Annotated in this window: 11 protein-coding genes; 5 read left to right on the forward strand and 6 right to left on the reverse strand. The window is 38.4% G+C overall.

What is annotated here, in order from left to right; translation table 11 throughout:
* Nucleotides 1-28: 28 nt before the first annotated feature.
* Nucleotides 29-526, reverse strand: coding sequence for a type VI secretion system contractile sheath small subunit (gene tssB / locus SKA34_RS03350; protein WP_006644100.1), 498 nt, complete (start codon nt 524-526; stop codon nt 29-31).
* A 988-nt stretch (nt 527-1,514) separates the two neighbouring features.
* On the opposite strand from tssB, the gene SKA34_RS03355 reads away from it, so the two are divergent.
* From SKA34_RS03355 to SKA34_RS22575, 5 genes are all read left to right on the forward strand, one after another.
* Nucleotides 1,515-2,033 carry an Hcp family type VI secretion system effector gene (locus SKA34_RS03355; protein WP_006644102.1) on the forward strand — a complete coding sequence of 173 codons (519 nt, stop codon included), beginning with the start codon at nt 1,515-1,517 and terminating at the stop codon, nt 2,031-2,033.
* Nucleotides 2,034-2,145: 112 nt separating this feature from the next.
* Nucleotides 2,146-4,218, forward strand: a complete 2,073-nt coding sequence (locus SKA34_RS03360; protein ID WP_006644103.1) for a type VI secretion system tip protein VgrG — start codon at nt 2,146-2,148, stop codon at nt 4,216-4,218.
* The gene (locus SKA34_RS03365) at nt 4,218-4,742 is read left to right on the forward strand and encodes a DUF4123 domain-containing protein (protein WP_006644104.1); all 525 of its coding nucleotides are present in this window, start codon (nt 4,218-4,220) and stop codon (nt 4,740-4,742) included. The genes SKA34_RS03360 and SKA34_RS03365 overlap by 1 nt, the downstream gene beginning before the upstream one ends.
* Before the next feature lie 8 nt (nt 4,743-4,750).
* Nucleotides 4,751-8,404 (forward strand): LysM domain-containing protein, encoded by a 3,654-nt coding sequence (locus SKA34_RS03370; protein WP_006644105.1) that lies wholly within the window; start codon nt 4,751-4,753, stop codon nt 8,402-8,404.
* Nucleotides 8,394-9,431 carry a hypothetical protein gene (locus SKA34_RS22575; RefSeq protein ID WP_006644106.1) on the forward strand — a complete coding sequence of 346 codons (1,038 nt, stop codon included), beginning with the start codon at nt 8,394-8,396 and terminating at the stop codon, nt 9,429-9,431. The genes SKA34_RS03370 and SKA34_RS22575 overlap by 11 nt, the downstream gene beginning before the upstream one ends.
* Nucleotides 9,432-9,562: 131 nt before the next feature.
* Here SKA34_RS22575 and SKA34_RS03380 read toward each other — a convergent pair whose 3' ends face one another.
* The 5 genes from SKA34_RS03380 to ugpA form a co-directional block, all read right to left on the reverse strand.
* A complete protein-coding gene (locus tag SKA34_RS03380) occupies nt 9,563-9,991 on the reverse strand; it encodes a GNAT family N-acetyltransferase (protein ID WP_006644107.1) in 429 nt (142 codons plus the stop codon).
* Nucleotides 9,992-10,185: 194 nt separating this feature from the next.
* On the reverse strand, nt 10,186-10,998 hold the full coding sequence (locus SKA34_RS03385) for an HAD-IIB family hydrolase (RefSeq protein WP_006644108.1): 813 nt from the start codon (nt 10,996-10,998) through the stop codon (nt 10,186-10,188).
* Entirely contained in the window at nt 10,991-12,106 is a 1,116-nt protein-coding gene (locus SKA34_RS03390) for a sn-glycerol-3-phosphate import ATP-binding protein UgpC (RefSeq protein WP_006644109.1), read from the reverse strand. The genes SKA34_RS03385 and SKA34_RS03390 overlap by 8 nt, the downstream gene beginning before the upstream one ends.
* Nucleotides 12,107-12,955, reverse strand: a complete 849-nt coding sequence (ugpE, locus tag SKA34_RS03395; protein WP_006644110.1) for a sn-glycerol-3-phosphate ABC transporter permease UgpE — start codon at nt 12,953-12,955, stop codon at nt 12,107-12,109.
* Nucleotides 12,955-13,836, reverse strand: coding sequence for a sn-glycerol-3-phosphate ABC transporter permease UgpA (gene ugpA, locus SKA34_RS03400; protein ID WP_005364408.1), 882 nt, complete (start codon nt 13,834-13,836; stop codon nt 12,955-12,957). Before ugpA ends, ugpE begins: the two co-directional genes overlap by 1 nt.
* Nucleotides 13,837-13,882 lie beyond the last annotated feature (46 nt).

The following is a 13,882-nucleotide window of genomic DNA, read 5'->3' on the forward strand; positions in this document are numbered from 1 at the left end:
TCTTAAAATTAAAGCCAAAAGAAAATTACTATTTCTCACCTTCGCCACTAACAAGCTGTAACTCGTTAAGTAGCTTTTCACGTGACTCGTCAGATTCAATTAGCTCTTGAAGACGAGAACGAAATGCTGGAATATTTCCAAGTGGCCCTTTTAAAGCAACTAATGCTTCTCTTAATTCAATCAGTTTTTTTAATTCTGGAACTTGTTGACTGATTGCATCAGGAGAAAAATCATTAAGACTTTTAATTGAAAGATTAATTGATAAGTCAGAATCATCGTCTGAAAGTTTGTTTTTCACAGAAGTTGTCAACGATAATTTACTTTCACGCATAACAGATTCAAAGTTATTTTTATCAACTGAAACGGCTTTACGCTCTTCAATCGGTTTATCTTCCCCATCACCTTTAAATTCACCCACAACAAGTGTTTTTAATGGTAGCTCTACTTCAGATTGAACATCACCTTTGTGAGGAACATATTTTATATTAATACGTTCTTTAGGTGCGACGGTGCCTTCTTTAGACATTTTAAACCCCGTTATTTTTATTATTTACAACGAATAGATAAACCAGCAGATTTAACATCTTTAACAAATTAAAAATGAATTTTATAAAAATGAAAATGTTATTTTAATTAAATATGCTTTATTACTTATATTATTTTCTAACCAACAAAAATGCTTTTAGACAACAAATAATGCTCGCAGCGAATTAAATAGTAATTGCCGTTGCATATCAAGCCAAAGTGTATGGATTATGAGGCATCAACATCTATTAATATATACAAACGAGATTTTTAACAAATTGAAACACAACATAAAAACAAACATTTTCAACACCTTAAGCCCAGTAAATGCAAATTAATGCTAAGTGCCAGACCAAAACACTCCGTTTATTTAACATATTGATTAAATTAAAAAAAACCAAAGCTATGTGACACTATTTCCAAAAAGCGAACTCTGATATAAAATTTTCAGCATAAAAATGTGCTTCATTCTATTAATAATTTATAGAATCTAATTAATATAACAGAATAGAATAAAGGATATGATTTTAATAATACTTTGCTATTCCTCACTAATAAAAAAATGTAAGTAATAAATTTGAAGCAATGTCTGACATTTAACATTCGAGCAAGATCTTGCCCATTTCGTTATTAATAAGCTCCATTAAAAAAAGAGATTGTTAAATAAACTTTATTATTTACATTTTATTAAACATATCTATTGCGTGTTTTTTAATTTATTAGCCATTTTTTTAAGCCCTTAATCATTGCTTATTCAAGTGATAAATCATTACCAATAAAAATTCTTTAATCACAAAAGTAAGCAAGATCTTGCCAAAATCAAGCAAGATCTTGCCCATCTGGGCAATATATTGCTCAATATTTAAAAGCATAAAAACGCAAAGCTCATATTTTTCATACAGTTAAAAGTTGGCACACTTCATGCTTTAACAGCACGTCGTCACAGCATAGGCTGTGTAATTTAATCCATCATAAAATAGGATATTAAGATGCCAACTCCTTGTTATATCGCAATCCAAGGCCAAACTCAGGGTAACATCACTGCGGGTGCATTCACGGCTGATTCTGTCGGTAACATCTATGTTGAAGGTCACGAAGACCAAATGCTTGTTCAAGAATTCAAGCACGTTGTTACTGTTCCTACAGACCCACAATCAGGTCAGCCTTCAGGTCAACGTGTTCACAAGCCATTTAAATTTACCGTGGCACTGAACAAAGCTGTTCCTCTGATGTACAACTCATTGGCATCAGGTGAGATGCTACCGTCTGTAGAGCTGAAGTGGTACCGCACATCGGTTGAAGGTAAGCAAGAGCACTACTTCACTACGACGCTGACCGATGCAACGATTGTTGATATCAACACGCACATGCCACACTGCCAAGATTCATCAAAAGAAGACTTTACTCAGCTTATCGAAGTATCAATGTCTTACCGTGCAATTAACTGGGATCACACTGTATCGGGCACATCAGGTGCTGATGACTGGCGTGCACCGCTAGAAGCGTAATCGCACTCAACTATGTATCAGCCTACACACCTGTGTAGGCTGCTTTTCGTTTATGCCTTTGCTAAATACGCCGCAAGGCCGACGTTAGCAAAGGTTTAATCACGAGGTCAGTATGGCAACAAAAACGGGTTTGCAATTTACATTTGAAGTCGATGGGCTAGATGCCGATGCCTTTGCCGTCACACAATTTTCAGGCACTGACAGCCTGTCTTTGCCTTTCGCCTTTACCATCGACTTAGCCAGTCGTCACCCTGCCTATACGCCGCAAGAAACCGTCGATAACACCGCCACGCTCACGGTCTGGCGAGACGGTGAGCAGCAACAGCAATGGCATGGCATTATTAGACGTTTTACCCAGGGTGACACAGGCCATCACCACACCTTGTATCAGGTAGAATTTGTACCGCCAGCAGCCCGCCTCGCGTTGTGCCATAATAGCCGAATTTTTCAAACACAAACGGTGCCTGAAATTATCTCGGTGATACTACAAGAATTAGGGATTACCGATGTTGATTTCGTTTTAACGCGAGATTACGTGCCGCGTGAATATTGCGTCCAGTACCGTGAAACGGACTTAGCCTTTATCGACCGCATTGCCGCAGAAGAAGGCCTGTTTTACAGCTTTGTCCATGATAATAAAAAGAATACCCTGCGCTTTTCTGATGACACCCAAAGTGCCGCTCGACTGACGGCACCACTGGCCTATAACAGCCGCAGTGGTGGGCAAAGCGGCGTGCCTTTTGTACGCACCTTTGCTCGCCATACGCAAATTCGCCCATCATCTGCGCAACTCAAAGATTACAGCTTTAAAAAGCCAGCTTATAGCTTCTTACAAACAGCCAATGCGAAAGAAGCCGATTACCAGCAGGCCAATTACGAACATTACGATTACCCAGGGCGGTACAAAGACGATGCCAGTGGTAAGCCGTTTACTTCTTTTCGACTCGAGTCATTACGTCGTGATGCCAATACAGCCTATGGTGAAAGTAACACCCACGGGTTAATTGCTGGGGTGAACTTTGCCTTGCAAGAGCACGATGATGAGCAATGTAATGACGAATGGCTCGTGGTGGCGGTTAACCATATGGGCACGCAACCGCAAGCATTAGAAGAAGCTGGCGGGCAAGGCGTAACGACCTATAACAATGATTTTATTGTGATACCCGGTCATCGCCCATGGCGAGCACCCTACACGGCTAAGCCTCGTGTTGATGGCCCACAAATTGCGATGGTTGTTGGCCCTGAAGGCGAAGAGATTTACTGTGATGAATATGGTCGCGTCAAAGTCCAATTCCCATGGGACAGATACAGTAACAGTGATGATAATGCGAGTTGCTGGATACGTGTTTCCCAAGGTTGGGCGGGGAGCCAATATGGCATGATCGCACTGCCACGTATTGGACACGAGGTCATTGTTAGTTTCTTAGAAGGCGATCCAGACCAACCGATTATCACTGGCCGTACTTACCATGCGACCAACAAGCCTCCTTACCCATTACCAGCGAATAAAACCCGCACGGTATTGCGTACAGAAACGCACCAAGGTGATGGCTATAACGAGCTGCGCTTTGAAGACCAAGCAGGTAAAGAAGAAATCTACGTTCACGCACAAAAAGACGTGAACATAATGGTGGGAAATGATCGCAAAGACGACATCAAACACGATTTACACCTTGATGTAGACAATGAACGTTTCACCCACATCAAAACCCACGACCACCTAACCGTCGACGGTGAAAGCCGTACACATGTGAAAGCCGATCAAACCCTTTCGGTTGATGGCAGCTTACACATGAAACAAGGCCAAGCCTTACTGGTGGATGCGGGTAATGAAGTACACCTTAAAGCTGGCTCAAAAGCCGTGATTGAAGCGGGTGCTGAAATCACGCTGAAGGCTGGCGGCAGCTTTATCAAAATAGATGCATCCGGCGTTTCGATCTCGGGGGCAGCGATAAACATCAATGCAGGTGGCAGTGCGGGCAGTGGCTCTGGCTTTGCTGGACAATCTCCATTACTGCCGGGTGCAGTAGAAGCGGCTGTGGCATTAAATCCTTTACCCCTTCAACTCTCCCCTGCAACCATGGAAACATTGGCAATTGCTAATGTTCCTCTTGCAAAGCTTTGTCAAAAACAAACAGATGGCAGTTGCCCACTTGATGATTGCCCATGTAGAGGAGATGCATAATGTCGCTGAATTATTGGTTACTCGTTGATACAGTTCGTATCCCCGATGCATTTTTAATAGTAAATAACTCTTTTTCAATTGAACAAAACATCGCTCTTTTTAAAGAGTGTGATTTTGAATATTTGATAGATCAAAGTCCGTTACTATTGAACTTAGGGCAAGACAAGTCAGCGTTAGATAAATGGAAAGCAATGCCCTACTTCGATTCAAGTTCAGTCATGTTTGCCGTTGACGCATCCGTTGAAACAAACACATTACTTAACCACCTTCAGAAATTGCTGATTATTCAAGTGGACGGTAAAAAGATGCTATTTCGGTATTACACCAATGTTATGTGGGAACAAATTGAAAGTGATCAATGTAAGGTTTCGCCTCAAGACTTAGCGACATTACTTGGTCCAGCGAAAGCCCTATATTGGACAGACGAAGAGCAACATATTAAATCGATTCAACAAGAAAATATTCATTTCCAATATTCACCAACCGGTCATTACGCTCTGGTTTCTACATGCTTTAAACAATAGGTTCAACAATGACGACGTACACAATAACAAAAGGTGACTGTCTTAGCTTAATTGCCCTGCGATTCAATACAACGTTAGAAGAACTACAAAAGCTTAACAGTGAGCAGCTACGCAACGTTGATCTTATTTCTGAAGGCGAAGTTATCAATATTTCAAATCCTGAAGTAAGAATCGCACTTCCTAAAGCGCCACAAAAACCAGCTAATGGCAATAGTACTTGCTCACACATTATACCTAATTTTGTAGATATTCTATACGTACCAGCTCACCCTAAAACAGGTAAAAAAACTTGGTATGCAGTAACTCAAGAAGCAAAAAATAAAATATTGGAAGAAAAAGGAAATCTTGAAAATACAATCATACCAAATAACAAAGAAGCAATCTTTAACAACATAAATAAATTAGGTGTTTTATCAAAATTTGAAACTAAACCACATGATCAGTTTTTATCTAAAGAGCAAAAAAGACAATATCATGATTTACTTCTTCACATCTTAGTCGTTAAATCAGGTGCCATTAATTTCTATAAAGATGGTAAAGATGAAGCTATTGTTCAATTGGCAAAACAGCATAATATTGATATCGATGACTTCATTACAGGTGCGTATACATGGGAAAAGCTGAAGCATAGTTTCGATACACTATTCTCTACTACTAATAATTATTTACTTAATTCAGCAGTATTTATTTCAGAATATAATAATGCGCAAGTTGCGTTTGAATTACGACAAAATGCAATTCGGAAAGCACATCATAAATTAGTTGAGACTTTAGAAGAAAAAATAGCGTCAATAGAACGCATCGCTGAAGGTAAGGCTCAAACAAAAAAATCTGACGATGGGACGAACTTTGTTTTTGATGAAAAAAGTCAGGTATTTACTAGTAAAAAGCAAGTTGATATCAGGCAATGTATTGAAACAATGCACGATAAAAGGAAAGAAAGCGATGAAGATTTAATTTATTCATCGCCTTCTTATGTTGATAAGTACTATGAAAGCTTTTGGAACGATGAACTATTAACAGCTAATATTGCTGTTGAAAAAATGAAAACTAGCCCACGCGCGGTTAAACCCTCTTGGCTATTTGCGAAGAAATTACAACAGTTAAACAATTATGGTTTAGTAATTAAAGAACAGTGCTTATCAAAAGAGCAATTGATTGGTATTGATGCAAGTAAAAAACATTTCGGTCCCGATAGTCTTGTTCTTAATCCCTCTTACAAGGATTGGCGAGAAAGAAAAGGTTTTTTTTCTAATACTCCAGAAACACTAAATTACCTTCACACTGGAAGTAATGATCAAACGATTATTGATAAGATCTATGTTGAATTACAGGGTGGTACTGGTAAAGATGCGACAGATATTGCTAATGAGGCCTCTATTTGTAACTGGGCTTATTATCCGACACTTGCACTCATTGGCGTGGTTAACCTTACTCTAAAGAAATTCAACAGCGACATAAAGTTGTTATTGAATGGTGAAAGTGTAAGCCCTGACTTTTTAACAAAACTAATTTGGATAAAAAAAGTTGCAATAGCACGTAAAGAAATTTTACAAAAAATTGGTAATCAAAATGCTTTAAAAGGAAATAGTACATTTCATATAGCGAAAGAAATAGAAGAAGAAGTAAAAAAGCAGAAGCTTACTGTTATTTGGGATGAATCTAAACATAAAGTACAAAGAAAAAAATTAGGTTCTTTTATTAATAAAGCAGGCTTAAATGACTTACAAATTTGTGAGTGTAGTTTTATCTCTGATGGCATTGTATTTTGGGTTAGAGCACCTCATTGGTATATGCCTGAAAAAAATAAAGAAAATTTCACTAATGTTCATGTAAAAAACATTACGGCGAATTTAAAGGCTATAAAAGCAGAACCATCAAATGAGAATACTTTTGAAGAAGCATTAGAATCTCTAAAAAAACCGACAATTAAAGGTCTGGATTTATCCAAACAAATACAAACATTATCTAAAAATAATACCTTTTGGTCAGATAATTATCATTACGAAGCGGGTCAAGGTCCAAAAAATGGACATTCTTTGTATGTAGCAGACGCTCAAGCTCAATTTTTTCGTTTTTCATCAGAAGCCAGCGCAAAGATAAATACCCCCGTTGATAATTTTTCAGGATTTGAATTTAGTAAAGAGATCGGCCTTGGTGGAGAAATAAAAGGGAACTTAACCTTATTAAGTGCCCAGATGACTTTTTCTACTTGGTTACCATTAAATGATAAAAACCGTAATGTTGCTTCCAAAGCACTATCAAAGACCAATCAACCTAGCGGCTATGCCCTTAAAATACCTTATTTTAGGAAAACCGAGTCAGCTGACTTTGAGTGTCAAGAATACGATGCAGGCGAAGTCTGCATTAAAATAACAGGGCAAGTCTATGGGCTTGCCGCAGCAACTTGTCAATTAGGTACAAGTCTATCTTTTGGCCTTGGTGACTCAGAAGGTACCGTCGGTATCAAAGGCTCTGCTATCAGCATTCCAGATTACAACACGCATGCTGGTCAAAAAGAATCGGGGGCTTCAGCTGCTGCGATAAATAAATCTAATTTGAATGGTGTCATGGAAAGTAGATTTAAAGCCGATGCTTTTGTTGGTGTTGAAGCTGGCGGCTCTGTAACCGGTGAAGTCCTATGGCGTCCACCAAGTGTCAACATAGCGAATGGTTCAGGAAATATTGACCATAATAAACTCCTGCCACTTGGTAAGGTAAGTGCTTCAGCTTCTGTAAATTATGGTATCGGTGCTCATTTTGAATTTCGGCTAACATATCAAAATGGATGCTTTTATATAATAACGATAGCAAAGTTAATTGTTGGGCCTGGTTGTTCAGGAAAAGTAGCAATTGAGTTAAACCCTGAAAACGCAGATAGATTTATTACATGTTGTTTAAATATTCTAAACCAAAGTGGCTTTCGTAAAATTGCCATCTTTGGCGATGTCGATAGCAACGATGAAAATAAAGACTTCATGGCGTTGAACCTTTACCTAACATTAGCAATTGCTTTGGGATTAAGCTTGGGTGAGGTAATGCTGTTACCTTTATCAGAATTAAAAGCGCATAGAGATAAAGTATTAAAGAAAGACTATGCTCCGCTTCTATCTGAACAGATTTTAAGAACAGATATTAAAGATAGGATGCAAGCGTGGATAGTTAACCTTCCACCAGAGACGCTATCAGGCTTACTTAACTGCCTAATTTCATATCAAGATAAGGCGGCAGATAATACAATCCAAGTTGTTGCTATTTTACAAGTTTTGCGATGGTTAAAAACTTCACCAAATGGCACCAATCAAAACCAATTTGAGCGAACGCTTGTATTAATGAACGGTGATATTGAGTCGCAACAATCCCCTCTCACTCAATGGAACAGCTTTACAACGAGTTGGCTAAGGTTAGCAAAGTTTATTATCAAACATGAAGAAGAAGGTGGCTCTGATAGCTATGACTTTAACCGCTCATCAGCCGAACTTTGTAAAAACATGAGTCTTTATAAATTAGAGACTAATCACATACTTGATATCAAAACAACGGAATACAAATGCTTTTATAATGGCGATGACCTCGACGAAGACACAAAGAAAATACGAAAAAAACTCGAAAAACGTATTCAAACATTTAAGAAAATCGCATGGAGTACTGATGAAATTTAAAATACTAATTATTGCGCTAGTATCGATTATAACTGTTGGCTGTACAGAGGTTACAACACCTCAACAAGCTGATATTAAAGTTTTTAAGAAATTCCTTTCGGAAAATCCTATATCGTCAGTAAGTCCAACCGTTGATATCGCAAGTATATACCATCAAGGTGATCCACTTTTTGAAGGAGTGTTGAATATTCAGCGTAAGTTATGGGGAAAAGCTGAAAAAACACTTCAACCTTTAGCTGATAAAAAAAATCCAGAAGCGATGTATTGGTTAGCCACCATTACCTACGGTTCGAGCATATATGATACCCCGAAGGCCGGAAAAATGTTAATGGAAGCAGCAGAGTTAGGTAACCCCTATGCCGCTCTATTTTTTTCACCAGATAGCCGCTATTGTAATATGTATTTTAAAAAACAATGCAGTGAGAAGTGGGTAGAAAAAGCACAAAAACTGTTTGCAGAACAAGCAAAAACAGGTGACGTTCGTGCCGTATATTACAGTACGATATTAAAACCAGATTTAACCCACGAGCAATATATTAACGCCATTATCAATGCAGCAGACAATCACTATTATTACCCGCTTGTTGAATACTCTAATATTTTGAGAAAGTCAGAAAGTTCTAATCAAGAAATGAAGGAAATCGCTATTGAACTTCTTAATTATGCACGCTTTTATAACTTTGTTCCTGCTATTGAATCCTTAATGAAAATTGAGGGTAAACATAAAAGAATGAATGGTTCTATATATAAAGAATTAATGACACAAGGTATTTCTTTAGGTTCAAACTATGCCTGGCGAGGATATAGAATCTTAAGTATTGAAGATGACTCTTTATCTGAAAAAGATAAATATATTGCAGCAAAAGCAACTGAGCTTTTTAATGGTGATGACTTTGCAATAAGCTTTACTCATCCTCCTAAAGAAAAAGAGGCTTTAATTGCTGCGAATAAAAAGGCACAAGAAAAAGTTGATTCGGTGAAAAAAGTAATCTTTATAGATGGTGCTCATTATCAAGTTCTTTATTAGCATTTAATTTAACTGTTTGAAAAGCGCTACATAACTATTTAAGTAGCGCTTTTTAATCACCTCAAGCAAATTATTGCCCAATTTATTTTTAGGTGTACCATTCTTTTTTTATTCAAAAACTAAAAATATCGCTAAGCTAAGGCCTTAACTAAGAAGTACGTTTTATGCCCTTTCGGTGAATCATTAATTTCACCATAGACTTTAAATCCCTGTTTTTCATAAAACGGTTTTGCTTGAAAATCTAACGTTTCAGTACGTATTTGAGTTAATTGTTTTTCTTTCGCGAACGCCGCTAAATGTTCGATAAGTTGAGAGCCTACACCTTGCCCACGGGTTTCTTCAGATAGCCAAAGTAACTCTAGTACGCAATAGCTCCACACCACACTCGCTTGCAGCCCACCGACATATTCACCTTGTTCATTCTGCGCCATAATGGCAAAACGTAAGCCTGATTCAAACTCACCATCATTGGGTAAATACGGTGCGTTAAACGCGCTAATACCATCACTTATCACTTGTAATTGATGCTCAGACGGCTGAACAGATACTTCAATTTTCAATGTTTGCTCCAATAGCGATAAACAAAATATTAACGCGGAGAAATTAGCATGAAAATTATCTTAATGCTTTGGGTTATCGGTTATTCTGCGACGTCGGTTAGAATCATTAGTAGCATGTGTAAATACACTTTTAGTTTGAGCCGTTATTAAAGAAAATTGCTAATAAAAAAGCACTCAATTGAGTGCTTTTTTAATTAATGGGTTTGTTTTGCCTTAACTATCTTTTCCGCTAATTCGGCAAACCCATATCCCCCATTTTCTGTCGTAATAAATTGGGGGTGATGAATTAACTTAGGTAATAATGCGCGGATATTATTAACACCAAATGTTAATGGCAACCATGCAAACATACCTTCATCATTTAAAGAGTCACCAACATAACTGATTTCAGTTAGATCCAGTTTTTCATCTAGTAAAAATCGCGTTAAGTAAGCTTCACTCGTTTGCTGTTTACTATGATGACCAACCCAAGCATTAATATGAATTGAGCTTTGTGTTGCATGAACTCTCTGCCCTTCAATATCAAGTTGCTTTATCTTTTCAAGAATGGTTTTCGTTACATCCGAAGGTAACGGCGCTCTATCTTGTGCAATATTGACGGCAACATCACAAAATCGAAAAGGTTGATCAAGGCTCAAACTTACATCAGGATAATCCAGTAGCAAACTTTCAATAGCATGGTTCAGTGTTTGTTGCTCTCTTTTCATCATCTCGGCGTTACGAATATAGTGTGTCGTAAAACCTTGCTGATCTTTACGCATCCAAAACGCGCCATTTTCGCCAATAACACCATGCAAAGGCCATAACTTTGCCATTTGATCGCACCAACCGGCACAAGCTCCCGTTACAGCAATAACGTTAACACCAACGGCTTCGAGTTTACTTAATGCTTGTAACATCTCGGGTGGTAATTTACCTTCCCACGTTAACGTATCATCGACATCTGTCAGTAACCATTTCAGTTTTTTCAACTGATGCACATCTACGTTGTCCAATGACTCAACCATTTACCACTCCAAGAATCACTTCTTCGTTTTGTTTGAAGTGATCATAAGGTATGCGCTTGGAAGTGTCACAATCAAATAAGTGGATATTTTCAGGTTTAATATTCACCCCTAAAGTATCGCCCATTTCAATTGGGCTGTGCCCTTCTACTCGTAAAACGAGCTGTTGCGATTGGGGCTCTTGTGTCTGGCAATAAAGTAATAAATCAGCCCCCAACGCTTCAATAAACTCGACTTCAACGTTAAACCAAGGCTGATCATTATCGATTTGTAGATGTTCAGGACGAAGCCCAAGCTTCACTTTCTTTTGCTCTAAAGGTTTTGCTGATAATGATTTTACAGAGCCATTTAGCTCAATACCTTGAGACGTCATATTCGCATCAAGAATGTTCATTGAGGGAGAACCAATGAATGTCGCAACAAATAAAGATGCTGGGTTGTCATAAATTTCTATCGGTGCCCCTACTTGCTCGACGTTACCTTTGTTCAACACTACTAACTTATCAGCCAGTGTCATTGCTTCTACCTGATCATGCGTAACGTATACAGATGTCGTACCAAGGCGACGTTGTAGCTTTTTGATTTCAAGGCGCATTTGAACACGTAACTTAGCGTCGAGATTGGATAATGGCTCATCAAAGAGGAACACTTTAGGGTGCCTTACAATAGCTCGTCCCATAGCGACACGCTGACGTTGACCACCCGATAATTGATTGGGCTTGCGATCCAATAAATGATCAAGTTCTAACATGGTCGCAGCTTCATTGACTAAGCGTTCAATCTCGTGCTTTGGCGTTTTACGGTTACGTAAACCATAAGCCATGTTATTAAATACCGTCATATGGGGGTATAAGGCATAGTTTTGAAATACCATCGCAATATCACGCTCACCCGGTTCGAGATCATTGACCCTTGTCGTATCTATGCTTAAATCCCCTGATGATATTTCTTCAAGCCCTGCAATCATGCGAAGCAATGTTGATTTACCACAACCACTTGGACCAACTAATACCACCATTTCACCGTCTGAAATATCAAGGTTCAGTTCATGAATTGCTTTAAAACCATTTGGGTAAGATTTCGCAATTTTATTAAGCGTTAAAGTAGACATTTATTTCTCCGAATCAACTAGGCCTTTAACAAAGGCTTTTTGCATTGCTATAACAACAATGACTGGTGGTAACATTGCGATAATCGTGGTTGCCATAATTTTGTTCCATTCAATGACGCCATCAACCACTCCCGTCATTTGCTTGATCGCCATGACGATAGTGAAATAATGGGTATCCGTCGTGATCAATAACGGCCATAAATATTGGTTCCAACCGTAGATAAAAGTGATCACAAATAAGGCTGCGATATTGGTGCGTGATAATGGCAATAAAATATCGAAAAAGAATTTTATTGGACCTGCACCATCAATACGTGCGGCTTCAACAAGTTCATTGGGAATCGTTAAAAAGAACTGCCTAAATAAGAACGTGGCTGTTGCACTAGCAATCAATGGAATGGTTAAGCCTGAAAATGAATTCAACATCCCCAAATTACTGATCACCTCAAAAGTCGGCATAATACGCACTTCAACAGGTAACATCAGGGTAAAAAAGATCAACCAAAAAGCAATCATACGGCCACGAAAACGGAAGAAAACCACCGCATAAGCTGACATAATAGAGATTGATAATTTACCCACAGTGATACATATCGCCATAATAAACGAGTTAAGTAATAGTCCATTTATGGATAATGACTTATCACTAAAAGCGGTATGCCCACTGAGTAAATCTTTAAAAATACTGAACCCAAGATCACCAAACCACAGAGGAGTACTTGTCGCGAAATCATGATTTTCGTGTGTCGTTGCCACAATGGCTAACCATACTGGTAACGCGATAGAGATCACGCCAAGTATCAACAATAGATGACAACAAAAATTAAAAAGAGGTCTTCTTTCTACCATTAGTACGCTACCTTCTTTTCAACATACTTAAATTGAATAACCGTTAATAAAGCAACCAATATCATTAGGATCACTGACTGTGCCGCTGAGCCACCTAAATCTAATCCAATAAAGCCATCATTAAATACCTTATAAACCAAGGTTGAGGTGCTATTACTTGGCCCGCCTTGTGTCATCGCATGAATAATCGCGAAGGTATCAAAAAAGGCGTACACAAAGTTCACGACTAGTAGGAAAAAGCTCGTTGGGGAAATCAGTGGGAAACTGATCGTTAAGAAGCGCTTAATTGGGCCACTGCCATCGATAGCTGCTGCTTCGTGTAATGATTTAGGGACAGATTGTAATGCCGCTAAGAAGAACAGAAAGTTATAGCTGATTTGCTTCCAAGTCGAAGTAATGATCACCATCCACATCGCATGGCTGCCATTGAGTTTGGGATTCCAATCTACGCCCAAGAAATGCAACATATCGGTAAACACACCAATCGTTGGATCAAATAAAAATAGCCACAATGAACCAGCAACAGCCGGTGCTACAGCGTAAGGCCAGATTAAGAATGTTCGATAGGCTAATGAGCCACGGATAATTTGCTCGGCTAATGCCGATAATATTAACGCGCAAACTAATGCTAATACGGCAACACTAATACTAAATTGAAGTGTCGTAAAAAAAGCATCTAAATAATTAGGATCATGAAACAGGTTCATGAAGTTTTCGAAACCAACAAATTCTTGGCTCATACCAAAAGCATCTTCAAGTAGAGATGATTGATAAATCGCTTGTCCTGCCGGCCAAATAAAGAACACAAACGTGATCAGAAGTTGTGGCGCAATAAGGAAAAACGGAAGCCATTTGTTTTTAAATACAACAGGGGATGACATACAAATACCAAAATAATACAGGCAAGGTGTATATCCCCCGCCCAAA

The sequence above is a fragment of the Photobacterium sp. SKA34 genome, from assembly GCF_000153325.1.
Classification (GTDB): Bacteria; Pseudomonadota; Gammaproteobacteria; order Enterobacterales; family Vibrionaceae; genus Photobacterium.